The organism is Streptomyces sp. NPDC004647 (genome assembly GCF_040609575.1).
GTDB lineage: Bacteria > Actinomycetota > Actinomycetes > Streptomycetales > Streptomycetaceae > Streptomyces.
Genome location: NZ_JBEXKU010000100.1, coordinates 1 through 22,969, shown reverse-complemented (window position 1 = coordinate 22,969; position 22,969 = coordinate 1). Strand labels below are relative to the sequence as shown.

Below are 22,969 nucleotides of genomic sequence, written 5' to 3'. Positions count from 1 at the left end.
GGCCCCCCCCCCGGCCCGCCGGGCCCCCCCCCCTCTGCTGGACATCGGTCCGGAGAGTTGGTCCGGAGTCCGTCCGGAGATCAGAGGTACTGCTTGATCTCCCGTCGCGCCAGCGACCGCTGGTGCACCTCGTCCGGCCCGTCCGCGATCCGCAGAGTACGAGCCGCCGCCCACAGCTCGGCCAGCGGGAAGTCCTGGCTGACACCGCCGGCGCCGTACAGCTGCACGGCCTGGTCCAGGATGTCCACCACCGTGCGCGGCGTCGCGATCTTGATGGCCTGGATCTCGGTGTGCGCGCCGCGGTTGCCGACGGTGTCCATCAGCCACGCGGTCTTCAGGACCAGCAGCCGCAGCTGCTCCACCGCCACCCGGGCGTCCGCGATCCACTCCTGGACCACGCCCTGCTGGGCGAGCGGCTTGCCGAACGCCGTACGCTCCACCGCCCGGCGGCACATCAGCTCGATCGCCCGCTCCGCCATGCCGATCAGCCGCATGCAGTGGTGGATACGGCCGGGACCGAGGCGGGCCTGGGCGATGGCGAAGCCGCCGCCCTCCTCGCCGATCAGGTTGCCGACCGGCACCCGGGCGCCGTGGAAGACGACCTCGGCGTGACCGCCGTGGTAATGGTCCTCGTAGCCGTAGACCTGCATGGCGCGGCGGATCTCGACACCGGGGGTGTCGCGCGGCACCAGCACCATCGACTGCTGGCGGCGCGGGTCCTCGCCTTCCGGGTCGGTCTTGCCCATCACGATGAGGATGTTGCAGTCGGGGTGCATCGCGCCTGAGATGTACCACTTGCGGCCGGTGATGACGTACGCGTCGCCATCCCGATCGATCCGGGTCTCGATGTTGGTCGCGTCGGAGGAGGCGACCTCGGGCTCGGTCATCGCGAACGCGGACCGGATCTCACCGGCGAGCAGCGGCTCCAGCCACTGCTTGCGCTGCTGCTCGTTGCCGAACTGGGTCAGCACCTCCATGTTGCCGGTGTCCGGGGCCGCGCAGTTCAGGGCGGTGGGGGCCAGCTGCGGGCTGCGGCCGGTGATCTCGGCGAGCGGCGCGTACTGCAGATTGGTCAGCCCGGCGCCGTACTCGGAGTCGGGCAGAAAGAGATTCCACATGCCCTGCTTGCGGGCCTCGGCCTTCAGGGCCTCCTGCACCGGCACGGTGATCCAGGGCGAGGAGAGCTGGGCGCGCTGTTCCTCCGCTACCTTCTCGGCCGGGTACACATGCTCGTCCATGAAGGTGAGGAGCTTCTTGCGCAGCTCCTCGGTACGGGCGTCGAATGCGAAGTCCATGGTGCTCAGCCCTCCTGAAGGGTGGTGCGGCCGTTCTCGATGAAAACCGGGACCAGGGTGCCGATGCGGTCGAACCCCTCGCCTACGGTCTGGCCGAGGGTGTAGCGGTAGTGGATTCCCTCCAGGATCACGGCGAGCTTGAACCAGGCGAACGCGGTGTACCAGGCGACGTCCCGGACATCACGGCCGGAGCCGTCGGCGTACCGTTCGATCAGCTCGGCGGGCTCCGGGTGGCCGGGCGCTCCGGCTGTGGTGCTCACCGGCGACTCGGGTACGTCCAGCCGCTGGCTGTACATCACCAGCAGCCCGAGGTCGGTCAGCGGATCGCCGAGGGTGGACATCTCCCAGTCGAGGATCGCCTTGATGCTGTCGTCTGAGCCGACCAGGACGTTGTCCAGGCGGTAGTCGCCGTGGACGACGGCCGGAGCGGGCGACTTCGGGAGGGCCTTGCCCAGGGCCGCGTGCAGGTCGTCGATGCCGGGCAGCTCGCGGTTGCGGGAGGCGTCGAGCTGCTTGCCCCAGCGGCGCAGCTGGCGCTCCAGGAAGCCCTCGGGCCGCCCGAAGTCGGCGAGCCCGGCGGTCCCGGGGTCGACGGCGTGCAGTTCCACGAGCGTGTCGACCAGACTGAGGACGACCCCGCGGGTGCGCTCCGGACCGAGCGCGGACAGCTGCTGCGCCGTCCGGTACGGGGTCCCGTCGACGAACTCCATGATGTAGAAAGGTGATCCGATGACGGACTCGTCCTCGCAGAGCAGCACCGGCGCGGGGACGGGCACGGCGGTGGGGTGCAGCGCCTCGATCACCCGGTGCTCGCGCCGCATGTCGTGCGCGGTCGCCAGGACGTGCCCCAGCGGCGGGCGGCGGACGACCCAGCGGTCGGTCCCGTCGGTGACCGAGTAGGTGAGATTCGACCGGCCGCCCTCGATCATCTCGGCGCTGAGCGGCCCCCTCACCAGCCCGGGGCGGATACGGTCCAGATGGGCGCGCAGCCGCTCGAGGTCGAGCCCTGGGGGTGCCACCCCTGCCGAAGGCTGTGGGCGAGGGTGGTCGTGGCTCATCGGGGCACTCTCCTCGGTGGGGAGACGGACGGGTCGGGTGCCCATCATGCCGACCAGTCGGTATGGAGTCCAGTGATCTGCCGACGGGATCTGGCGCACCGGATGCATCCATGAATAGGGTTCACATATGAATACGGCGTGGTTATCGACGAGATCCGGCTCACCCCGATCCTGATGGCTGATCCGCCCCTGCTCAACACCGGGGGCGTGCATCAGCCGTACACGCCGAGACTTATCGTGGAGGTGGCCACGCAGGGAGGCGTGACCGGTGTGGGGGAGACGTACGGGGACGGCGGATACCTCGATCTCGCGCAGCCGCTGGCGCAGGCTCTGCTCGGCCGCTCGGTCAGCGATCTGAACGGGCTTTTCGTCAGCCTCGCCGCCATGACGCAGGTCGCCGCGACCCTGCCCAACCTCGGCCACGGCTGCGACAGCCACTACCCCTGGCAGACCGAGGGCGTCATCACCGGGCGCCATGTCTTCCGCGAAGGCCGGCTGGCGGTGTCAGACGCCCCCGGCCTGGGGGTGGAACTCGACCGCGACGCGCTGGCGGCGCTCCACAAGCGCTGGCTGGAGGACGACGGGACGCTGCGCGAGCGTGACGACGCGGCGGCCATCCGGGTGGCCGACCCGGACTGGGCCGCTCCGTCCGTACCCCGCTGGTGACCGCAGCGGGGGGCCGTCCGGCGGATCAAGCGTGGCAGGCGACCGGCACCCCGCCGTTCATCTCCGTCATGTCGCCGAAGACGGCCACGAGGTCGAGGGGGGCGCCGGGCGGCTTCCCGTCGAGCTCCGCGTACGCGCGATGCAGATTGGCCACCAGCCGCTCGCTCTCCCGCAGCTCCGCGAACTCCCCGAGGTCCGCGGCGCGCGCGGCCGCCAGCGGGGTCCGGCCCTCCGCATGGGCCTTCTCGGCCACCTCGGCGACGAACCGCAGATACCTTTCGACGGTGTCGTACACGCCGGGGTCGGTCACCGGGCCGTGGCCGGGGACAACGGTCCGCGCGCCAAGTGCCCGCAGCAGCTCCAGCGAGCGCAGGGAGCCGGCCAGCGAGCCCATCGGGATGAACGGCGTCCCGCCGTGGAAGACGAGGTCGCCGGTGAAGACGACCCGCTGCCGCGGCAGCCACACGACGGTGTCGCCGGTGGTGTGGGCGGGACCGGGGTGGATCAACTCCACCTCGGTCCCGCCCACATGGCAGGTCAGCCGGTCGGTGTAGACGACCGAGGGCGGGACGATGCGGATGTCGCCGAAGTCGACCGACGGCCACAGCGCGTGCAACTGGTGCCCGGCGGCGAGCGCTTCCCGGCGGCAGGCGGCATGCCCGATGACGGTGGCCTCCGGGGTGAACACCGCGTTTCCGTAACTGTGGTCGCCGTGGTGGTGCGTGTTGACGACCGTGCCGGGGCGGGACGCGCCGCTCGCCAGGACCGCGTCGCGCAGCAGCCGGGCGCGCCGCTCCGTGGCGGCGGTGTCGACGAGCAGGGTGGTCGAACCGTCGCTGACGAACCCCGCGTTGTTCAGGCACCAGCCGCCGTCGGGCTGGATGAACGCATGGACGCCGGGGGCGAGTTGCACGGCGTATGGTTCGGCGTTCGTGGTCTCGGAAGCCGTACCGACCTCGGACATGACTGCGCTCCCCCCGGTGAAGCCTCCACGATGCGGGCCTCAGCATGCCAGAGGCCGCCGCCGGGCGGTAGGACGGGCCCGGGCGGCGGGAGTTGGTCTCAGCGGGGACGGACGGGGAGTTCGGCGAGCGCCCGGTCGGTGGTCTCCTCGGGGGAGCCGTCGACCGGAACCGTCGTCCCGTTCTCGCCCGCCTCCAGTGGTTCCAGGTCGTCGAACTGCGAACGCAGCAGGCTCTCGGGCATGAAGTGGCCCGTACGGCGCGCGATGCGCCGGGCTATCAGCTCGTAGGAGCCGTCGAGGTGCACGAAGAACGCCCCCGGCGCGAACCCGGCCAGCCGGTCCCGGTAACGGCGCTTGAGAGCGGAGCAGCTGACCACCCCGCCGCCTGCGGCGTGAGCGGCGAGCCAGGCACCGATGGAGTCCAGCCAGGGGGCGCGGTCCGTGTCGTCGAGCGGGGTTCCGGCCGACATCTTGGCGACGCTCTCCGGCGGGTGGAAGCCGTCGGCATCCGCGTACGGGACGCCGAGCCGGGCGGCGAGCAGCTCGCCGACGGATGTCTTGCCGCAACCCGATACGCCCATGACCACGATCAGGGGGGCGGCTTCGGGCGCCGCCCTGCGGGCCGTGGTCATGGGCGCCTCCGTGTTGTCCGTCGCGTCGCGCCGGCCGGCGACAGGGTCAGTGGTCGTCCCCGTGCCCGTCGTGTGCGGCGTGCCGGTGTCCGTCGTGAACATAGTCCACAGGGTCGCCGTGCGGGACGGAAGTGCCCCATGGGTCGGGATGCCGCCCCACGGCCTGTGGCCGGTCCGTCAGGTGCGGTGTTCCATGGCCGGGCGGAGCCGTTCGAGCAGGCCGTGGAGCACTGCCTGCTCGTCCTCGCCCAGGGTGTCGAGCGCGGCCTGGGTCGACTCCATCTCGGCGCGCACCCGGCGCATGGTCGCGGTGCCCTCCTCGGTCGCCACGACGTTCTTGACCCGGCGGTCCGAAGGGCTCACCTCGCGCCGTACGAGCCCGTGCGCCTCCAGCCGGTCGACGATCCCGGTGATGTTCGACGCGTCGCACACCAGCCGCTCGGCGAGCCGTCGCATCGGGACCGGCGTACCCAGCTGGGAGAGCGCCTTGGCCTGCATCGCGGTGAGGCCGTGGCGGGCGGCGACGGCGGCGAAGTCCTGCCACTGGGCAATGCCGACGGCGGACAGCAGCTCCATGATCTGGAGCTTGGTCGGGGAGTGCGGGGTGGTGGCGCTCATGGTTGGAGTGTACTCACGATCCTTGAGGACATCAAATTTTATTTACCTTAACTTTCGACCACTACGGGTGGCCTCGTTGCTTGAACCTCCCAAGCATTCACCTGGAAATGAATGCGAGAGACGCCGACCGACCTACCACGCCACCTCGGACACCACAGCCCCGCCGCCGCGGGCCATCGCGGCGAGACCGTCATCGTCTTCGCGCTGAGCCCGGCCGCCATGGTCGTGTCGATGATGCAGACTCGCTGCAGTTTCTGATCCGGTCCGGTCCCGTCCGGCTCCGGGTCGTTTCCGGGCGAACAGCGCGGAACGGCCCGGGTATCGGTCACGCCGGTGCCGGTCGCCCGGGTGCCGGTCACATCAGAACGGTCGCGCCCAGGACGGCCAGCGCGACCGTGCAGGCCGCCGCGGCCGGGGCCGCCCGCGCGAACGGCGCGAGCGGCTCCGGCGCGGTCAGCGCCTGGATACGGCGGTGCGCCACCACGAGGAAGGCGAGCAGCACGAGCGCCACCCCCACGCCCGCGAGCGGCGACACCCCGCCGACCAGCGCCTGCCGCGCCGCCAGCACCGCGGCCACCGCGAACGTCAGGGTCGTACGCCGCCACGCCAGCCGCGTCCGCTCGGGATGCAGGCCCGGGTCCCGTGCGGTCCGCTCCATCAGCCGGCCCAGCCGACGGCGACCGCGACCACCATCACCACCGCCATCACACCGATCGCCAGCGCCAGCACGGAGGGGAAGCGGGAGACCGGCAGATCCTCCCCGCGGCGCATCGCCAACTCGACGCGCACCCAGTGGTCCACCGCTCGCACGGCGCACAGCGCACCGACGGCCAACAGCAGTACGGCGAGGGTGACCCGGAGGGTCCGGTGCAGGTCGGGCAGGAACTGGGCGACCGCGAAGCCGCCGCCCACCAGCGCCAGAGCGGTCCGCAGCCAGGCCAGGAAGGTGCGCTCGTTCGCGAGCGAGAAACGGTAGTCGGGGGTCTCGCCCTCGTCGCGGATGCGGGCCGGCGCGAACCACAGCCGGACCACGGCGGCGGCCGCCCGCAGCTTGCCGGGCAGGGCCCTCACGGACGCGGTCATGGCCCGCACCCTACCCGCCACCCGCCGAGCCACCGGCCGCGTACGACGCCCCGGGATCACGTACGGCCCGGCTCTCAGGTACGCCCCCGGATCTCACGTACGGCTGCGGCTCTCAGGTACGGCCCCCGCCCCGGGCCCTGTACCGGCGCGAGGTCTTCACGTACCGCCCCCGGGTCCCACGTACCGGCGGCGCGAGGTCCCACGTACCGCCCCGGGGCCCCGTACCGGCGCGAGGTCTCACGTACCGGCGCGCCACTCCCGCAGCCGCACATACGCCTCCAGCCCGTCCGGCACCCACTCCCACTCGGGCAGCCGCCGCTCCAGCTCCTCGTCGCTGAGGAAGTCGTGCCAGGCGACCTCCTCCGCCTGCGGGCTGACCGGGAGTGTGCAGCGGACCTCGTAGACGGAGGACCACCAGGTGTGTTCGGGCGTCTCGTACAGGAATGTGAACAGCGGTACGGGCCGGGGAAGCCCGCTCACCCCGAGCTCCTCCTCGGCCTCGCGCAGCGCCGCATCCTCGTACGACTCCCCGGCGCCGACCACTCCGCCGACGAACATGTCGTACAGCGACGGGAAGACCAGCTTGTCCGCGGTCCTGCGGTGCACGAAGACACGGCCCTCCGCGTCCCGCGCCGATACGAACACACACCGGTGCCGCAGCTTCCTCGCGTACGCCTCTCCACGCGGGGCCTGCCCGACGACCCGGTCCTGCTCGTCCACGATGTCCAGCAACTCATCCGCGGAACGCGGTCCCTGTTCGGCCATGGCGCCATCCAACCAGCGGACGTGCGCTCCCGCGCCGTACCGGGCTGTTGACGCAACGCCCCGCTGTCCCGAAGATCGGACCCACGGCAGCGGCAGCGCACGCGCCGCGCACCGGCCGGGGCACCCCGCTGCGCACCGACAGAAATGGAAACCATGGCGTACGACGCTGATGTGATCGTGGTCGGGGCGGGTATCGCGGGCCTGGCGGCCACCGCCGAACTGGCCGACGCCGGACGCCGGGTCATCCTGCTCGACCAGGAGCCGTCGGCTTCGCTCGGCGGCCAGGCCCACTGGTCCTTCGGCGGTCTCTTCCTCGTCGACTCGCCCGAGCAGCGCCGGATGCGCATCCGCGACAGCCCCGAACTCGCCTGGCAGGACTGGCTGGGCACGGCCGGATTCGACCGCCCCGAGGACCACTGGCCGCGCCGCTGGGCCGAGAGTTACGTGGACTTCGCCGCGGGGGAGAAGCGGGCCTGGCTGCGCGCCCAGGGCGTACGGCTCTTCCCGGTCGTCGGCTGGGCGGAGCGCGGCGGATATGAGGCCACCGGGCACGGCAACTCCGTACCCCGCTTCCACATCACCTGGGGCACCGGACCCGCCCTCGTCGAGCCCTTCGAACGGCGAGTGCGCGCGGCCGCAGACCGCGGCCTGGTGGAGCTGCGGTTCCGGCACCGGGTCACCGGGCTGGCCCGTACGGCGGGCAGCGTGGACACCGTCAGCGGCGAGATCCTCCGAGAGAGCAGCGCCGAGCGCGGTACGGCCAGCAGCCGCGAGGCCGTCGGCTCCTTCCAGCTGCGCGCCCAGGCCGTGATCGTCACCTCCGGAGGCATCGGCGGCAACCACGAGCTCGTACGCCGCAACTGGCCGGAGAGGCTCGGCACTCCGCCGGAACGGATGCTCTCCGGCGTGCCCGCGCACGTCGACGGGGAGATGCTCGGCGTCACCGAGGCCGCGGGCGGCCGGCTGATCAACCGCGACCGGATGTGGCACTACACCGAGGGCATCGAGAACTGGAACCCGATCTGGGCGAAGCACGGCATCCGCATCCTTCCCGGGCCCTCCTCGCTGTGGTTCGACGCGCGCGGCAGGCGGCTGCCCGTACCGCTGTTCCCCGGCTTCGACACGCTCGGCACGCTCGCCCACATCATGAAGACCGGCTACGACTACACCTGGTTCGTGCTCGACCAGCGCATCATCGGTAAGGAGTTCGCCCTCTCCGGCTCCGAGCAGAACCCGGATCTGACCGGCCGCAGCATCCGCGACGTGATCGGCCGGGCGCGCACCGATGTCCCCGGCCCGGTCAAGGCGTTCATGGAACACGGCGTGGACTTCGTCGTCGAGAGGGATCTCGGCGCGCTCGTCCGCGGCATGAACGCGCTCACCGCGGAGCCGTTGATCGACGAGGCCGGGCTGCGCCGCGAGATCGTCGCCCGGGACCGCGAGATCGCCAACAGCTTCACCAAGGACCTCCAGGTGATGGCGGTCCGCAGCGCTCGTGGCTACCTCGGTGACAAGCTCATCCGCACCGCCGCCCCGCACCGCATCCTGGACCCCAAGGCGGGCCCGCTGATCGCCGTACGGCTGAACATCCTCACCCGTAAGACCCTTGGCGGCCTGGAGACCGATCTGTCCTCCCGGGTGCTTACTGACGGAGGCGAGCCGCTGCCCGGTGTCTACGCCGCGGGCGAGGTGGCCGGATTCGGCGGCGGCGGGGTGCACGGCTACCGCTCGCTGGAGGGCACCTTCCTCGGCGGCTGCCTCTTCTCGGGCCGTACGGCGGGCCGGGCCGCCGCGAAGGCGGTCGGCTGAATCCCTGACCTCCGGATCCCTGACCTCCGGATCCCTGACTCCGGATCCCTGACTCCGGATCCCTGGCTCCGGATCCCGAATCGAGGACCTCTACGCCGGATCCCGATGTCGGGATCCTCTACGCCCGAAGTCCTCGCCCCCGCGCGAGGCGGCCGATCCGGTGTCTTACATGTCCCGACATGGCGGCGAGTTGAGGAGGGCGAGGTTCCTTTTCCGGCCTTGACGCGGACCAGTGACTACCGGTTTGCTGTGCGTGATCATTGGCCATCGGTGGGACCCGACCACTCCACCGAGGAGAACCGTCGACTCTGCATCAGGACGCCCCGCGCGGGCAGAAAGTGGCGTGCGCCGTGGAGGAAGCTCGCGGATGACTCCCCCTCCGCCGCTGGGCCGTTCCCGGCACAGGGACGGTCTGCGCTTCGATCCCGCGCTCGACGACTCGGCGCTCGCCAGTGCCCGTGACTCCCTCGCCCAGGGCCGCTGGACCGAGGCCAGGACTCTGCTCGCCGGGACCGGCGACGACTGGGACCGCCGCGGGCACCGGCTCGTCGTCCTCGGCGAGGGACCCACGAGTGCCGCCTGGGCCGAGGAGTGGAAGCTCGCCGAGCCGGACAGCGCGGATGCCGCCGCGCTGCTCGCCTGTGCCACCGTCTTCCGGGCACTGCGCGGCAAGGCGAGCCCCACGGCGGCGCGCGCGGCCTGCCGTACGGCGGCCAGGATGGCGCCCGCCGATCCCACGCCCTGGCTCGGCCTGCTGATCCTCGCCCGCCGCACCGGGACCGACGACGAACGGCTCCAGGTCTTCGACCAGGTGCGCGGCCGGCACCGCGATCACCACCACGCCCACCACCTGATGACCGCCTGCCTGGCGGAGCGTCAGCAGGGCGACAGCGACGACCCGTTCCACGAGGTGTACGACTTCGCCGCCTGGGCCGCCGGCCAGGCACCCGCCGACTCGCCGCTCGCCGTACTGCCCGTCATCGCCCACACCGAGCGCTACCGGATCCTGGCCCGGGCCGGTATCGAGCCCCGTGACCCGGCACGTTCGGACCACTGGACCACCCGCCGGGCCCGCCAGGCCATGAAGGCCGCCTTCGACTGGTGGCTGGAGTGGGAGGGCGGGGAGCATCCGCGCAACAAGATCGACCTCAACTTTCTCGCCCACGCCAAGGTGCACGAAGGGCGGTCGGCCGAGGCCGCCGCCCTGTTCAACCGGATCGGACCGCATGCCAGCATCGCCCCGTGGTCCTACCCCGACCGCGACCCGAAGCGAGCCTTCCGCGCCGCGCGCAGAGCGGCGCTCGGCTCCCGGTAGCGCCACCGCAGCACAACAGCCCCAGCCCGCCCACCCCCACGGGAAGGATCTCCCCCCATGCTGACGGGCCAGAGCACCGAGATCAGCACCTTCAAAGGCCAGGACCGAGCACTGCGCGCTGACCGGATCGGGATGGCAGGCCTCCTGTTGTCCGTACTGGCCGCCAGCGCACCGCTGATGGTGGTGGCCGGCGTCATGCCCACCACCTTCGCGGTGATGGGCATCGTCGGGCAGCCGCTGCTGTTCGTGATCCTCGGAGTGGTGCTGGCGCTGTTCAGCGTCGGCTACGCGGAGATGAGCCGGCATGTGCACAACGCCGGTGCCTTCTACGCCTATATCGCCCGCGGCCTGGGCGGCACGGTCGGCGCCGGCGCGTCCGTCGTGGCGCTGGTCGCTTACAGCGCCATGCAGTTCGGCGTCTTCGGGATCTTCGGCTTCGAGATCTCCGGGCTGCTGACCAAGTACTTCGATGTCACCGTCATCTGGTGGGTACCTGCCCTCCTGGGTGTGGCGGTCATCGGCGTACTGGGCTGGCTGAAGATCGACCTCAACGCCAAGGTCCTCGGCGTGCTGCTGCTCATCGAGTGCGTCATGGTCGCCGTCTTCGACGTCGCCGCGGTCGCCGACCCCGCCGCGGAAGGCCTGTCGCTGCACTCCTTCAACCCCGAGACCCTGACGGGCGCAGGGCTCGGTACTGCGCTGTGCTTCTGCATCGCCAGCTTCGTCGGATTCGAGCAGCCTCCCGTCTACGCCGAGGAGACCAGCCGCCCGCAGGTCGTTGTCGCCCGTACGACCTATTCCGTGGTCGGCTTCGCGGCGGTGTTCTTCGCGCTCGGCTCGTGGGCGCTCAGCGTCGCCGCGGGCCCCTCCGACATCGTGGGAACCGCGCAGAAGCAGGGGCCCGGGCTGCTGTTCTTCCTCAGCGAGTCGCGGCTCGGCGCGGGTTTCACCGACGTGCTGCACATCTTCTTCGTCACGGGCATGTTCGCCTGCCTGCTCAGCTTCCACAACGTCGTCGCCCGGTACGCCTTCGCCATGGGCCGCGAGGGCCTGCTGCCCTCCGCCTTCGGCCGCACCAACCGGTCCAGCGGCGCGCCCGTGCACGGCTCGCTGCTGCAGAGCGTGGTGTCGCTGCTCGCCGTCGTGGCGTTCGCGATCAGCGACGACAAGCCGGTCGGGGACCCGACCGCGCCGGTGCTGCAGTTGTTCACCTGGATGGGCAACGTCGGCGCACTCGGCGTCATCCTCCTTCTGGCGACCACCTCGGTCGCCGTCATCGTCTTCTTCGTCCGCCGCGGCGCGGCCCGCGCCCAGGTGTGGCGAATCGTTTCGTCCGGCATCGCCGGGACCCTCCTGGCCGTGATCCTCGTCTACGCGGTCAAGGACTTCGATGTGCTGCTGGGCGCCGGCCCCGGCTCCTCACTGAGCTGGATCCTGCCCGGCATCATCGGCGCCGCAGTGGTCGTCGGCGTCGGCTACGGGTTCGTTCTGCGCTCCGCCAAGCCCGAGGTCCACGCGCGCATCGGCCTGGGCAATGAGGCGTTCCAGCTGGAGAAGGCCGCGTCCGGCGCGGCGGCGCGCGCCGCCGAGTAGGCCCGCTCCGCGTCGCCGTCCCGCACCGCGCCCCGCAACACCGTCCCGCACAGTTGCCCCGCAACACCGTCCCCCACCGCTGTCCCGCACAGCTTGTCCCGTGTCCGGCCCGTATCCCGTAGTGAGAAGAGCCGTCCCCATGACCTGCTGCCACTCAGAGCCCGCGGTCGCGGCACCGCATCCGCTCGACCCGCTGTCCGCCGACGAGATCGGGACCGCCCGCCGCATCCTCCACGAGGCGGGCAAGGTGACCGAGTCGACCCGCTTCCCCCTCGTCCTGCTGGACGAGCCCGACCGGCACACCGCCTCCGCCCACCACGAGGGCGACCCGGTCGTGCGCCGGATCCGTGTCACGCTGCTGGACTCCGCGACCGGCGGCAGTGCCGAGGCGCTCGTCGACGTCACCGCGGGTGCCGTCGTCTCCTACCGGGACCTCGAGCCCGGGAAGGACGGCCGGCCCCAGGTCACCTTCGAGGAGTACGCCATCGTCGAAGAGGTCGTGAAGGCCGACCCCGGCTGGCGCAAGGCGATGGCCGAGCGGGGCGTCACCGACACCCGGCTTGCCGTAGCCGCGCCCCTCGGGGCGGGCGCGCTCCAGGTCGACGACAAGCCGGGCCGCCGCATGATGCGTTCGCTGACCTGGCTGCGCTGCAGCGAGGCCGACAATGCCTGGGCGCACCCGGTGGGCGGCCTGGTCGCCGACGTCGATGTCGTCGAGCGGCGCGTAGTGCGCCTCATCGACACCGGCGCGGTCCCGGTGCCCCAGGAATGCGGCCGTTACGAGGCCGAGTTCAACGGCCCGGCCCGTACCGATCTGCGCCCGCTGGAGATCACCCAGACGGAGGGGCCCTCCTTCACCCTCACCGGCCACCGGCTGACCTGGCAGAACTGGACCTTCCGCATCGACTTCAACGCCCGCGAGGGGCTGGTCCTGCACCAGCTCACCCAGCGCGACGGCGACCGCGCCCGGCCCGTCCTGCACCGCGCGTCCCTGGGGGAGATGGCCGTCGCGTACGGCGAGGCCGAGGAAGCCCGTAACTGGGTGGCCTTCCTCGACGCGGGGGAGTACTCGCTCGGCCGCAACGCCAACGCGCTGAAGCTGGGCTGCGACTGCCTGGGCGAGATCCGCTACCTCGACGCCGTCCTCGCCGACGACCTGGGCAACCCCGAGACTCTCCCGAACGCGATCTGCATCCACGAGGAGGACGCCGGCCTGCTGTGGAAGCACACCGACATCTTCAACGACATGGCCGCCGAGAGCCGCCGCTCGCGCCGCTTGGTCATCTCCTTCATCGCCACCGTCGGCAACTATGACTACGGCTTCTTCTGGTACCTCCACCAGGACGGCACGATCCGCTTCGAGGTCAAGTCCACCGGCATCGTGCAGACATCCGCCGTACGGCCCGGCGACGGCTCGCCGCACGGCACCGAGGTCGCGCCCGGTCTGCTCGCCCCGTACCACCAGCATCTCTTCTGCGCCCGGCTCGACGTCGCCGTGGACGGCCACGCCAATACGGTGGAGGAGGTCGACGTCGTTCCCGTCCCCACCGGACCCGGGAACCCGGCCGGCAACGCCTTCACCGCCCGCGCCACCCCGATCAGCGACAGCGCGGACGGCGGCCGTCTCGCCGACCCGTCGGCGGGCCGCCACTGGCGGATCACCAACCCCGGCTCCCGCAACCGGATGGGCGGGCCCGTCGCCTACACCCTCGTCCCCGATACGAACCCCGTGCTGCTCGCCCAGCCCGGCTCGGCGGTCTCCCGGCGCGTGGCGTTCGGCACCAGGCACCTGTGGGTGACCCGCCATCTGCCGGACCGCCGCTATCCGGCCGGCGACTACCCCAACCAGCATCACGGCGGCACGGGCGTCCCCGAGTGGACCGCCGGAGGCGAGTCGCTGGAGGACACCGAGCTGACCGTGTGGCACACCTTCGGCCCGACGCACCTGCCCCGCCTGGAGGACTGGCCGGTCATGCCGGTGGACGTCTGCGGATTCACCCTGAAGCCCACCGGATTCTTCGACCGCAACCCGGCGCTGGACCTGCCGAAGGAGCGGGCAGGCGGCCACTGCGCCACGTAAGCCCTCCGGTGCTGCACCACGTACGCCCTTCCGGCCGGAAGCGTCCGCCGGGGCGGCCGGCCCCGGTGGATCCGCCGGAGGAGGAGATGACAGAAGTCTGACGGTTGTCCGGATCCCCTGGCCCCGGCCGCAGTTCGGTGTTCGAATCGACGGGTGACCACCGATGACACCACCGCCGGGGCGGCGGAGGACGGCCGCGGCGCACCCGTAGGCCGACGCCTCGTCCTCGCCATGCTCGGGCTCGGCGCGGCCGGCGTCGCGGCCGGCCCGTACGTGCAGAGCGGGCTCGACTCCGTCCTGGGCGCGGCCGCGGACAAGGACCCCACGGGCCTGACCGGGCTGCTCCCCGGCAGTGGCGGCTTCCGCTACTACTCCGTGGCGTCCTCGGTGCCGCACCGCGGCGAGAAGGACTACCGGCTGACCGTCGGCGGTCTCGTCGACCGGCCCGCCGAGTACGGGCTCGCCGAACTGCGCGCCCTGCCGCAGGAACGGCTGGTGCGCGACGTCCAGTGCGTCACCGGATGGCGCGTGCCGAAAACCCCCTTCGAAGGCGTCCGGCTGTCCCGGCTGCTCGACGCCGCGGGCGTCCGTCCCGAGGCCACCGCCGTCCGCTTCACCTGCTTCGACGGCGCGTACAGCGAGAGCCTCACCCTCCGGCAGGCCCGCCGGGCCGACGTCCTGGCCGCCCTGCGCATGCAGGACAAGCCGCTCGGCCATACCCACGGCGGACCGGTGCGGCTGTACGCGGCGCCCATGTACTTCTACAAGTCGGCCAAGTGGCTCTCCGGTATCACCGTGACCCGCGAGGTGGAGCCCGGCTACTGGGAGAAGCGGGGGTACGACGTGGACGCCTGGGTCGGCCGGTCGAACGGACGCGACGATGCTCCGACGACCTGACGCGCGCGGCGCCGCCGCCGGGACCGGTGGTGAACTCCGCGTCCGCCGCTTCACCCCCGCCGAACGCTGGACCCACCGGGCCACCGCCGCCCTGATGGGCATCTGTGCGCTCACCGCGGGCTGCCTCTATCTGCCCTTTCTCGCCGAACTCGTGGGTCGGCGCGCCCTGATGGTCACCGTTCACGAGTGGTCGGGACTGCTGCTTCCCGTCCCCGTACTGCTCGGCCTCGGCTCCCGCGCCTTCCGCGCCGACCTGGGCCTGCTGAACCGCTTCGGCCCGCACGACCGCCGCTGGCTGCGTGCCGTTCTCCGCCGCGACCCGCGCCGATCGGCCCGCCCGGCCGGGAAGTTCAACGCGGGGCAGAAGCTCTACGCGTCCTGGATCGCCGGCGCCGTGCTGGTGATGCTCGGCACCGGGCTGCTGATGTGGTTCACCGGCCTCGCCCCGCTGGTGTGGCGCACGGGCGCGACCTTCGTCCACGACTGGCTCGCGCTCGCGATCGGGGTGGTGATCGCCGGGCACATCCGGATGGCCCTCACCGACCCGGAGTCCCGGCGAGGGCTGCGCACCGGTACGGTCGACCCCGCCTGGGCACGTCAGGAGCACCCCCTGTGGCAGCCGGAACCGCCCGCCCCGGCCGCACCGCCTGCTCCGGCCGCACCGCCCGACCCGGCCCCATCCTCCGCCTCCTCCCATCCGGAGGAGCGTGAACGGGGCTGAGACGCGGACGAGTTGTGTCCTATGTCTGGGCAACCGCTCATCCGCCCGGTATCTTGCCCTCCCCGCCACTTCTCGGTGCGGCACGGATGAGCACGGCCATGGGCCCGGGCAAGGAGTCGTGGTGCGCGAATTGAGCCTTCCTCCCCTCGTGGAACCCCTGAGATCGGGAGGACTGGCCGACTCCGTGTACGAGACCGCCGAGCGCGACCCGCATCTCACGCAGTTCTCCCGGCGGGAGGGCACGGATTCCCTGGACTGGGTCCCGGTCACGGCCGTCGCCTTCCGCGACGAGGTGACGGCCCTCGCGAAGGGCCTGCTCGCCGAGGGCATCCGCTACGGCGACCGGGTCGCGCTGATGTCCCGTACCCGCTACGAGTGGACCCTGTTCAGCTTCGCGGTGTGGTCGGTGGGCGCCCAACTGGTGCCCATCTACCCCACCTCCTCCTCCGAGCAGGTGCACTGGATCCTGTACGACTCGCAGGCGGTCGCCGTCGTGGTGGAGCTGGAGGACCACGCCATGACGGTCGGCGCCGTGTGCGACGACGGGCTGCCACTGCGCCGCATATGGCAGGTGGACGCGGGGTGTGTGGCGGAGCTGGCCGAGCGGGGCAAGGGCATCGCGGGCGCGCTTCTCCACCACCGCCGCCGGTCGGTGAGACCGGGCTCGGCCGCCACCATCACGTACACCTCGGGCACCACCGGGCGGCCCAAGGGCTGTGTCATCACCCACAGCAACCTCGCCGTCGAGTGCGACACGCTGCTCACGGGCTGGGGCTCGCTCCTGGCCGATCCGGGGGAGCAGCCCTCGATTCTCGCCTTCCTGCCGCTCTCGCACATCTACGGCCTGATGGTGCAGGTGGCCTGTGTGCGCGGCGGCATCCGGCTGGGACACCAGCCGGACATGGTCAGCGAGGCGCTGCTGCCCGCCTTGGAGACCTTCCGGCCGACCTTCATCTACGCCGTGCCGTACATCTTCGAGAAGATCTTCCACCGCGCGCGCCGCCTCGCCGAGGAGATCGGCCGGCTGGAGGGCTTCGACAAGGCGGTGGAGGTGGCGGTGCGCTTCGCCGAGGCGACGGAGCGCCGGGCCCTGGGCACCGGCCCCGGGCCGCGCCCGTCCCTGCGGGTCCAGCACGCGCTGTACGAGCGGCCGGTGTACGAACGGATGCGGGCGGTGCTGGGTGGCAAGGCCCGGTACGCCATGTCGGCGGGATCGCCGCTCGACCGCCGGCTCGGACTGCTGTTCGCCGGCGCCGGCATGACCATCTACGACGGCTACGGGCTCACCGAGTCCGCCGGAGGCGTGACGGCACAGCCCGTGGGACGCGTCAAGTTCGGTACGGTCGGCCGTCCGCTGCCGGGCTGCACCATCCGGATCGCCTGGGACGGCGAGGTGTGTGTGCGGGGCGACACGGTCTTCGCCGGCTATCTGGACGACCGGGCCGGGAGCGAGGCCGTGCTGCGCGACGGCTGGCTCGCCACCGGAGACGTCGGGTACCTGGACGACGACGGCTACCTGACCATCACCGGGCGCAAGAACGACATCATCATCACCAGTGGCGGCAAGAGCGTGGCTCCCGCGCTGCTGGAGCAGCGGCTCCGGGCGAACCCGCTGATCTCGCAGTGCCTGATGGTGGGTGACAACCGGCCGTTCATCACGGCCCTGGTCACCCTGGACGCGGAAGCGCTGGGCCACTGGCAGCGGCTGAACCACAAGCAGGGGTGCGACATTCACACGCTGGTGGCCGACCGGGATCTGCGCGAGGAGATCCAGCGCGCGGTCGCGGCGGCGAACACCGCGGTGTCACGGGCGGAGTCGATCCGCGCCTTCCGGATCCTCCCGGCCGAGTTCAGCACGGCCGACGGCCTGATGACACCGTCGCTGAAGCTGCGGCGCGGAGCCATAGTCAAGACGTACGCGGGGGAGATCGCGAAGATGTACACCCCCTGAGCCCGCGCCTTGTCACGCCCCCTTGTGCGTTCGCCTTCGACGCTCGCCTGTGCGGTCGTCGATGCGGCCCGCTGATGACCCTGCTCGTGGCGCCCGCTTGTGGCCCCCGTGCTCAGCCCGACCAGCTCCAGCCGGCGACCTCCGGCAGGTCGGTGCCGTGCTCGCGGATCCAGCTGTGGTGCCGGGTGCGGGCATCGGCCATGGCCTGACGCACGGCCACGGCGCGTACGCCCAGGCCCGGCACGCGGTCGATGACGTCCATGACGAGCCGGTAGCGGTCCAGGTCGTTGCGGACGACCATGTCGAACGGCGTGGTGGTGGTGCCCGCCTCCGTGTAGCCGCGTACATGCAGTTGGGAATGGCCGGTCCGGCGGTAGGTGAGGCGGTGGATCAGCCAGGGGTAGCCGTGGTAGGCGAAGATGACCGGCCGGTCGCGGGTGAACAGCGCGTCGTACTCCGCGTCCGGCATCCCGTGCGGATGGTCCTCCCGCGGCATCAGGGTCGTCATGTCGACGACATTGACCACCCGGACGCCCAGGTCGGGCAGATGACGGCGCAGCAGGTCGGCGGCCGCCAGCACTTCCTGGGTGGGTACGTCCCCGGCGGCGGCGAGCACGACATCGGGCTCCCGGCCGGTGTGTTCGCTGCCCGCCCACTCCCAGGTGCCGGCGCCCCGGGCGCAGTGGGCGCGCGCCTCGTCGAGGCTCAGCCAGTCGAAGCAGGGCTGCTTGCCCGCCACGACGACATTCACGTAGTCCCGGGTGTGCAGCACATGGTCGGCCACGGACAGCAGGGTGTTGGTGTCCGGGGGGAGATAGACCCGTACGACCTCCGGGCTCTTGTTGAGCACATGGTCGACGAAGCCGGGGTCCTGGTGCGAGAAGCCGTTGTGGTCCTGCCGCCAGACGTGTGAGGTGAGGAGGTAGTTGAGCGAGGCGATGGGCCGGCGCCAGGGTAGCTGCCGGGCGACCTTGAGCCATTTGACGTGCTGGTTGACCATCGAGTCGACGATATGGACGAAGGCCTCGTAGCTGGCGAACAGGCCGTGCCGCCCGGTGAGGAGATAGCCCTCCAGCCAGCCTTGGCAGAGGTGTTCCGAGAGGATCTCCATGACCCGGCCGTCGCGCGCCAGGTGCTCGTCCCCCTCCACCGTCGCGGCCTGCCAGGCCTTGCCGGTGACCTCGAAAAGCGCATCCAGCCTGTTCGATGATGTCTCGTCCGGGCCGACGACCCGGAAGTCGCGGCGCTCGGCGGTGTCGGCCATGATCCGGGCGAGCAGACCGCCCAGGACCTTGGTCGGCTCGTGCAGGGAGGTGCCCGGCCGGCCCACCGGTACGGCGAAGTCCTCCAGCGGCGGGGTGGGCAGATCGCGCAGCAGCAGCCCGCCGTTGGCGTGCGGATTGACGCCGAGCCTGCGGTCGCCCTCCGGTACGCAAGCCAGGACCTGGGGGCGGGGTCGCCCGTGGTCGTCGAAGAGCTCCTCGGGCCGGTACGAGCGCAGCCACTGTTCCAGCTGCTCCAGATGCGCGGGGTTGTCGCGCACCCCGGACAGGGGCACCTGGTGCGAGCGCCACGTGCCCTCGACGGGCTGCCCGTCGACCTCCACGGGCCCGGTCCAGCCCTTGGGCGTACGGAGTACGATCACCGGCCACCGCGGCCGCTCCGTGACGCCCTCCTCCCGGGCCGCGCGCTGGTGGACGGCGATCCGGTCCAGCGCCCGGTCCATGGCCTGCGCCATCTCCCGGTGGACCTCGGCGGGGTCGTCCCCGGTGACATGGAGCGGTTCGTGGCCGTAGCCGCGCAGCAGCGCGCTGAGCTCCTGCTGCGGGAGCCGGGCCAGGACGGTCGGGTTGGCGATCTTGTAGCCGTTGAGATGCAGGACCGGCAGGACCGCGCCGTCGTGCACGGGGTCGAGGAACTTGTTCGCGTGCCAGGACCCGGCCAGCGGTCCGGTCTCGGCCTCGCCGTCGCCGATCACGCAGGTCACCACGAGGCCGGGGTTGTCCAGCGCGGCGCCGTAGGCGTGGGCGAGCGAATAGCCCAGCTCGCCGCCCTCGTGGATGGATCCGGGCACTTCGGGGGCGACGTGGCTGGGCACGCCGCCGGGGAAGGAGAACTGCCGGAACAGCCGCGCCATGCCCTGGGCGTCCCGGCTCACATCCGGATAGATCTGCGAGTAGCTGCCCTCGAGCCAGGAGTTGGCGAGGACGGAGGGGCCGCCGTGCCCCGGCCCCCAGATACAGATCGCGTCCAGGTCGCGGGCCTTGATCACCCGGTTGAGATGGGTGTGCACCAGATTCAGCCCGGGGGAGGTGCCCCAGTGGCCGAGCAGCCTGGGCTTGATGTGCTCGGGCACGAGCGGCTCGCGCAGCAGCGGGTTGCCCATCAGATAGATCTGGCCGGCGGAGAGATAGTTCGCGGCGCGCCAGTGGGCATCCAGCGCTGCCAGCTCCTCGTCGGTCGGAACCGGCCGATCGGTCGTCATCGGGCCTCCTCGCCAACCGCGGTCGGGGTTAAGCGTTCCACGGGTCCGTGAAGTCATGCGGGGAGCCGTGGACTCGGCCCTGTCCGGACCGCACGGATCCGGCGCGGGCTCACCCGATGAGATCATCCGGGACTCCGCCAATCATGTGCACGGGCCGTCGGGCCCGGCGCGGGGAGTTCTGCTCTTCGAGGGCAGGGGCGAGAGTCTGCGCAGAACGTGTCAGCCCCACCGGAGGGCAGGAGAAAGGCTCACATGGACGAGCAGGGCATCGGGATCCCCACGTCGCGACGATCGGTCCTGGTTGCTGTCTCCGCCGTATTGGGCCTCCTGCTCAGCGGCTGTCTGGCGATGGCCGAGGAAGCGCACGAAGCCGGGCGGGCGGCGGGGCACGCCAGGCATTCGCCGGAGGCGCGGGAAACGGACGCCACGGTGTCACCGGTGCGCACCGATCCCGAACTCTGGGTGAATCCGGAGACCCCGGCCGCCCGTCAGGTGCGGCAATGGCGGCTCCAGGGAAGAACGGCGGACGCGGAATCGCTGCGGCGGATCGCGGACCAGCCGATGGCGGAATGGATCGGTGACAGCCCGGGGGATCGCGTACGGAGCATCATGGAATCCGCCGCGCGCGCGGACCGTACTCCGGTACTGGTCGCCTATCACATTCCGTACCGCGACTGCGGAAACCACTCAGCTGGGGGAGCGAATGACGCCGCCCAATACCGGCAGTGGATCAGGGAAATGGCCGGCGGAATCGGAAAGCGAAAGGCGATCGTCGTCATGGAACCCGACGCGGTCGCCCAGGCGGTCGACGGGTGCGTGCCCGAAGAACTGCGCGCGGAGCGATTCGCGCTGCTGAAGGACGCCGTCACCACTCTTTCCGCCTTCCCGCGGTAGCCGGTGGAGCCGCCCGAGGTGAAGACGGTGTCATCGGGCAGGACCACGCTCGACAGATAGCGGGTGCCCTGCGGCAGATCGGGGCCGTCGGTGAACCGGGGCCGCTTCCCGAGATCCACCACGGCCGTCCGCGGCGTCGACCGGTCCGACTCGCCGACACCCCCGCCGCCCAGCACCATCACCTTCTGGTCCTGGGCCGGAGGCAGCAGCACGGAGGCCGAGGTCTCGGTCTGGTCGGCGTCCTTGAGACCGGCGACCGGCTCGAAGGTGTTGCGGCGAACATCCCATACGCCGGGCCTGCGGCCCTTGTCGGCCGGCCCGTATCCGGCGTTGGAGCCGCTGTAGAACAGCTTCCCGCCCTTGGTGAGGAACAGCGCGGGATAGGTGGGGAAGTAGCGCGTCGGCCCCTTCGACCACTTCCTGGTCCTCGGGTCGAAGATCTCGTTCTTGCCGTTGATGATCTGGCCCACGTCGTCGAGACCGGACACGGCCAGCACCCGCCCGTCCTCAAGCGTGACCAGGGTGGGGTACCAGCGGCTCTCGGCCATCGGATCGACCGGCACATAGCGCTCGCTGCGCGGATCGAACTCGTACGCCGCGTCGAGACCGTGGTAGTCCTGCTTGTCCATGGTCATGGCCTGCGCCAGGCCGTACACATTGTGCGCGGCACGCCCCGACAGCCCGGCGATCCGGTACTGGGCGGGCCGGCTGCGGACCTGGCCGCGGCCCTTCTCCACCGCCTCGACGAAGATCCGGACCTCGCTCGCCGTCACGGTGGCCTTGCCGCGGCCCTTCTCGCGCTTCTTCGCCGCCCGGACCTCGAACGCCCGTGTGGCGCGGTACGCCCTCCCGTCCGGAGCCAGGAACTCCGTCCCCCGCGGGAAGCTGCGCGGGGCGTCCGGGTCCTCGTTCTTCACCATCATCGGGCCCGCGGCCCGTTCGACCTTGTCCTCCATGACCTCGTAACGCGCCGTGCCGCCGGCCACCAGGAGCCGCCCGCCGGGGAGTTGGGCGTGCCCCGCGCAGAACAGGTCCTCCGGCGTGGGGATGAGCTTGAAGGTGTTCCCGGCCGGGTCCCACAGCAGCGTCTTGAACGTGCCCGCCTCGAAACCCTGCTCGTCGTTGCCCGAGCCGGCGATCAGCAGCACTTTGCCGGTGTGCAGCAGGGCCGCGTGGATGGCGCTGATCCGGTACTCCTCGGGCACGTCCAGCAGGGCCCAGTGGCCGAACCGGGCCTTGTACCCGTGCTGTTCGATCTTGTACGCGTGGTAGGTCCGCTCGGCGTAGCTGATGGCCGCCGGGGCGTTCAGTCCGGCCAGCAGGATCATCGCGGTGGTGCTGACGGCGGTGGTACGGACTCGGCGGCTGATCACAAGGCGCACAGCGATTCCTTCTCTGCGGTGGAGGCGAGGGACACCTCGGCACGGGCGGCCGGCACGGCGGGCGTCATGGCCTTCGAGCGCCGCTGGCGGAGCAGACCGGCGGACCAGATGGCACACGGTGCGAGGCACAGGGCGAGGGCGAGGGCCGCCCAGGTGCGCATGGCCGCGTGGCTGTGGCCCAGGAAGAGGGAGAACACCAGAGCGCCACCGAAGACGGCGGCCCACACCAGATGGATACGGAAGGTGGCCAGCCGGTCGGGGCTGGCGGAATTGCCCTTCGGGGTCACCACGAAGGAGCTTTTGCGGCGCAGCATCGCGTCGAACAGCGAGCGGGCGTAGATGGGGGCGGACAGCGCGGACATCATCATCCCGGCGAGGCCGCCGGAGCCCTCGGGCTCGTGCGGGGAGACGTTGTGCCGCCGGTTCCAGACGTAGAGGCCGATCTGCAGGGCCGCGGCGTCGCTGTAGAGCATCAGCCACACCTGCGAGGAGATCTGGACCCCGGAGGCGCCCAGCACGAGGAAGAGGGTGCAGCTGAGTGCGGCAAGGAGCCAGTTGAGAGCGGTCATCGGGTAATAGACGACCATCAGTGTGTAGTTGAGCAGCTTTCCGAACGGCAGCGTGAAGGGTGCCTTCCAGAACTGTTTGAGGATGGTCTCGTAGGTGCCGCGCGACCAGCGGAGTTGCTGGGTGAAGAAGTCGGTCCAGGCGGTGGGGCCTTCGCCGACGGCGAGGACGTCGGGGGTGTAGACCGAGCGCCA

20 protein-coding genes and 1 pseudogene are annotated in these 22,969 nt (G+C 71.2%); 10 read left to right on the top strand and 11 right to left on the bottom strand.

Annotated elements, in window-relative coordinates; all coding sequences use genetic code 11:
- Positions 1-80: 80 nt before the first annotated feature.
- Together ABZW18_RS30060 and ABZW18_RS30055 are read right to left on the bottom strand one after the other, a co-directional pair.
- Positions 81-1,295 carry an acyl-CoA dehydrogenase family protein gene (locus ABZW18_RS30060; RefSeq protein ID WP_356193535.1) on the bottom strand — a complete coding sequence of 405 codons (1,215 nt, stop codon included), beginning with the start codon at positions 1,293-1,295 and terminating at the stop codon, positions 81-83.
- Positions 1,296-1,300: 5 nt separating this feature from the next.
- A complete protein-coding gene (locus ABZW18_RS30055) occupies positions 1,301-2,353 on the bottom strand; it encodes a phosphotransferase family protein (RefSeq protein WP_356193531.1) in 1,053 nt (350 codons plus the stop codon).
- A gap of 174 nt (positions 2,354-2,527) precedes the next feature.
- Here ABZW18_RS30055 and ABZW18_RS30050 point away from each other — a divergent pair, with 174 nt between their 5' ends.
- Positions 2,528-3,019 carry an enolase C-terminal domain-like protein gene (locus tag ABZW18_RS30050; RefSeq protein WP_356193540.1) on the top strand — a complete coding sequence of 164 codons (492 nt, stop codon included), beginning with the start codon at positions 2,528-2,530 and terminating at the stop codon, positions 3,017-3,019.
- Between the two features lie 25 nt (positions 3,020-3,044).
- On the opposite strand, the gene ABZW18_RS30045 is transcribed toward ABZW18_RS30050, so the two are convergent.
- The 3 genes from ABZW18_RS30045 to ABZW18_RS30035 all read right to left on the bottom strand — a co-directional run bounded on the left by ABZW18_RS30045 (position 3,045) and on the right by ABZW18_RS30035 (position 5,233).
- Positions 3,045-3,983, bottom strand: coding sequence for an MBL fold metallo-hydrolase (locus ABZW18_RS30045; RefSeq protein ID WP_356193529.1), 939 nt, complete (start codon positions 3,981-3,983; stop codon positions 3,045-3,047).
- 98 nt (positions 3,984-4,081) lie between these two features.
- Positions 4,082-4,615 carry a gluconokinase gene (locus tag ABZW18_RS30040; RefSeq protein WP_356193526.1) on the bottom strand — a complete coding sequence of 178 codons (534 nt, stop codon included), beginning with the start codon at positions 4,613-4,615 and terminating at the stop codon, positions 4,082-4,084.
- A gap of 177 nt (positions 4,616-4,792) precedes the next feature.
- Entirely contained in the window at positions 4,793-5,233 is a 441-nt protein-coding gene (locus tag ABZW18_RS30035; RefSeq protein ID WP_356193523.1) for a MarR family transcriptional regulator, read from the bottom strand.
- A gap of 111 nt (positions 5,234-5,344) precedes the next feature.
- On the opposite strand from ABZW18_RS30035, the gene ABZW18_RS30030 reads away from it, so the two are divergent.
- Complete coding sequence (locus tag ABZW18_RS30030) at positions 5,345-5,491, top strand: hypothetical protein (protein ID WP_356193520.1); 147 nt, start codon at positions 5,345-5,347, stop codon at positions 5,489-5,491.
- Between the two features lie 97 nt (positions 5,492-5,588).
- Here ABZW18_RS30030 and ABZW18_RS30025 read toward each other — a convergent pair whose 3' ends face one another.
- The 3 genes from ABZW18_RS30025 to ABZW18_RS30015 form a co-directional block, all read right to left on the bottom strand.
- Positions 5,589-5,891: a DUF202 domain-containing protein gene (locus tag ABZW18_RS30025; RefSeq protein ID WP_356193518.1), complete on the bottom strand. Its 303-nt coding sequence runs from the start codon at positions 5,889-5,891 to the stop codon at positions 5,589-5,591.
- The gene (locus ABZW18_RS30020) at positions 5,891-6,316 is read right to left on the bottom strand and encodes a DUF202 domain-containing protein (protein WP_356193515.1); all 426 of its coding nucleotides are present in this window, start codon (positions 6,314-6,316) and stop codon (positions 5,891-5,893) included. Before ABZW18_RS30020 ends, ABZW18_RS30025 begins: the two co-directional genes overlap by 1 nt.
- A gap of 237 nt (positions 6,317-6,553) precedes the next feature.
- Positions 6,554-7,081, bottom strand: coding sequence for an NUDIX domain-containing protein (locus ABZW18_RS30015; protein WP_356193512.1), 528 nt, complete (start codon positions 7,079-7,081; stop codon positions 6,554-6,556).
- 153 nt (positions 7,082-7,234) lie between these two features.
- Between ABZW18_RS30015 and ABZW18_RS30010 the strand changes: the two genes are divergently transcribed.
- The 7 genes from ABZW18_RS30010 to ABZW18_RS29980 all read left to right on the top strand — a co-directional run bounded on the left by ABZW18_RS30010 (position 7,235) and on the right by ABZW18_RS29980 (position 17,447).
- Positions 7,235-8,890 (top strand): FAD-binding dehydrogenase, encoded by a 1,656-nt coding sequence (locus ABZW18_RS30010; protein ID WP_356193509.1) that lies wholly within the window; start codon positions 7,235-7,237, stop codon positions 8,888-8,890.
- Between the two features lie 367 nt (positions 8,891-9,257).
- Complete coding sequence (locus ABZW18_RS30005) at positions 9,258-10,205, top strand: hypothetical protein (protein WP_356193507.1); 948 nt, start codon at positions 9,258-9,260, stop codon at positions 10,203-10,205.
- Between the two features lie 57 nt (positions 10,206-10,262).
- Positions 10,263-11,798, top strand: coding sequence for an APC family permease (locus ABZW18_RS30000; protein WP_356193504.1), 1,536 nt, complete (start codon positions 10,263-10,265; stop codon positions 11,796-11,798).
- A 139-nt stretch (positions 11,799-11,937) separates the two neighbouring features.
- Positions 11,938-13,878: a primary-amine oxidase gene (locus tag ABZW18_RS29995; RefSeq protein ID WP_356193501.1), complete on the top strand. Its 1,941-nt coding sequence runs from the start codon at positions 11,938-11,940 to the stop codon at positions 13,876-13,878.
- Between the two features lie 231 nt (positions 13,879-14,109).
- Positions 14,110-14,775 (top strand): molybdopterin-dependent oxidoreductase, encoded by a 666-nt coding sequence (locus tag ABZW18_RS29990; RefSeq protein WP_356193537.1) that lies wholly within the window; start codon positions 14,110-14,112, stop codon positions 14,773-14,775.
- Complete coding sequence (locus ABZW18_RS29985; RefSeq protein ID WP_356193499.1) at positions 14,759-15,496, top strand: cytochrome b/b6 domain-containing protein; 738 nt, start codon at positions 14,759-14,761, stop codon at positions 15,494-15,496. The genes ABZW18_RS29990 and ABZW18_RS29985 overlap by 17 nt, the downstream gene beginning before the upstream one ends.
- Before the next feature lie 121 nt (positions 15,497-15,617).
- On the top strand, positions 15,618-17,447 hold the full coding sequence (locus tag ABZW18_RS29980) for an AMP-dependent synthetase/ligase (protein ID WP_356193496.1): 1,830 nt from the start codon (positions 15,618-15,620) through the stop codon (positions 17,445-17,447).
- A gap of 112 nt (positions 17,448-17,559) precedes the next feature.
- Here ABZW18_RS29980 and ABZW18_RS29975 read toward each other — a convergent pair whose 3' ends face one another.
- The gene (locus ABZW18_RS29975; RefSeq protein WP_356193494.1) at positions 17,560-19,932 is read right to left on the bottom strand and encodes a phosphoketolase family protein; all 2,373 of its coding nucleotides are present in this window, start codon (positions 19,930-19,932) and stop codon (positions 17,560-17,562) included.
- A 252-nt stretch (positions 19,933-20,184) separates the two neighbouring features.
- Here ABZW18_RS29975 and ABZW18_RS29970 point away from each other — a divergent pair, with 252 nt between their 5' ends.
- Entirely contained in the window at positions 20,185-20,826 is a 642-nt protein-coding gene (locus ABZW18_RS29970) for a glycoside hydrolase family 6 protein (RefSeq protein WP_356193492.1), read from the top strand.
- On the opposite strand, the pseudogene ABZW18_RS29965 reads toward ABZW18_RS29970, so the two are convergent.
- Together ABZW18_RS29965 and ABZW18_RS29960 are read right to left on the bottom strand one after the other, a co-directional pair.
- Positions 20,814-22,154 (bottom strand): annotated as a pseudogene (locus ABZW18_RS29965) (kelch repeat-containing protein); the annotation flags it as partial. The gene ABZW18_RS29970 and the pseudogene ABZW18_RS29965 sit on opposite strands and share 13 nt — an antisense overlap.
- Positions 22,155-22,195: 41 nt before the next feature.
- Positions 22,196-22,969 (bottom strand): glycosyltransferase (locus tag ABZW18_RS29960; protein ID WP_356193489.1); only part of this gene is annotated, 774 nt, incomplete at its 5' end.

Excerpts from the sequence above, each read along its gene's own strand:
- ABZW18_RS30055 (WP_356193531.1), bottom strand. The coding sequence starts at position 2,353 with ATGAGCCACGACCACCCTCGCCCACAGCCTTCGGCAGGGGTGGCACCC.
- ABZW18_RS30035 (WP_356193523.1), bottom strand. The coding sequence starts at position 5,233 with ATGAGCGCCACCACCCCGCACTCCCCGACCAAGCTCCAGATCATGGAG.
- ABZW18_RS29985 (WP_356193499.1), top strand. The coding sequence starts at position 14,759 with ATGCTCCGACGACCTGACGCGCGCGGCGCCGCCGCCGGGACCGGTGGT.
- ABZW18_RS30010 (WP_356193509.1), top strand. The coding sequence starts at position 7,235 with ATGGCGTACGACGCTGATGTGATCGTGGTCGGGGCGGGTATCGCGGGC.
- ABZW18_RS30030 (WP_356193520.1), top strand. The coding sequence starts at position 5,345 with ATGCGAGAGACGCCGACCGACCTACCACGCCACCTCGGACACCACAGC.
- ABZW18_RS30040 (WP_356193526.1), bottom strand. The coding sequence starts at position 4,615 with ATGACCACGGCCCGCAGGGCGGCGCCCGAAGCCGCCCCCCTGATCGTG.
- ABZW18_RS30020 (WP_356193515.1), bottom strand. The coding sequence starts at position 6,316 with ATGACCGCGTCCGTGAGGGCCCTGCCCGGCAAGCTGCGGGCGGCCGCC.
- ABZW18_RS30050 (WP_356193540.1), top strand. The coding sequence starts at position 2,528 with ATGGCTGATCCGCCCCTGCTCAACACCGGGGGCGTGCATCAGCCGTAC.
- ABZW18_RS29990 (WP_356193537.1), top strand. The coding sequence starts at position 14,110 with ATGCTCGGGCTCGGCGCGGCCGGCGTCGCGGCCGGCCCGTACGTGCAG.
- ABZW18_RS29970 (WP_356193492.1), top strand. The coding sequence starts at position 20,185 with ATGGACGAGCAGGGCATCGGGATCCCCACGTCGCGACGATCGGTCCTG.
- ABZW18_RS29975 (WP_356193494.1), bottom strand. The coding sequence starts at position 19,932 with ATGACGACCGATCGGCCGGTTCCGACCGACGAGGAGCTGGCAGCGCTG.
- ABZW18_RS30060 (WP_356193535.1), bottom strand. The coding sequence starts at position 1,295 with ATGGACTTCGCATTCGACGCCCGTACCGAGGAGCTGCGCAAGAAGCTC.
- ABZW18_RS30025 (WP_356193518.1), bottom strand. The coding sequence starts at position 5,891 with ATGGAGCGGACCGCACGGGACCCGGGCCTGCATCCCGAGCGGACGCGG.
- ABZW18_RS29995 (WP_356193501.1), top strand. The coding sequence starts at position 11,938 with ATGACCTGCTGCCACTCAGAGCCCGCGGTCGCGGCACCGCATCCGCTC.
- ABZW18_RS30045 (WP_356193529.1), bottom strand. The coding sequence starts at position 3,983 with ATGTCCGAGGTCGGTACGGCTTCCGAGACCACGAACGCCGAACCATAC.
- ABZW18_RS30000 (WP_356193504.1), top strand. The coding sequence starts at position 10,263 with ATGCTGACGGGCCAGAGCACCGAGATCAGCACCTTCAAAGGCCAGGAC.
- ABZW18_RS30015 (WP_356193512.1), bottom strand. The coding sequence starts at position 7,081 with ATGGCCGAACAGGGACCGCGTTCCGCGGATGAGTTGCTGGACATCGTG.
- ABZW18_RS30005 (WP_356193507.1), top strand. The coding sequence starts at position 9,258 with ATGACTCCCCCTCCGCCGCTGGGCCGTTCCCGGCACAGGGACGGTCTG.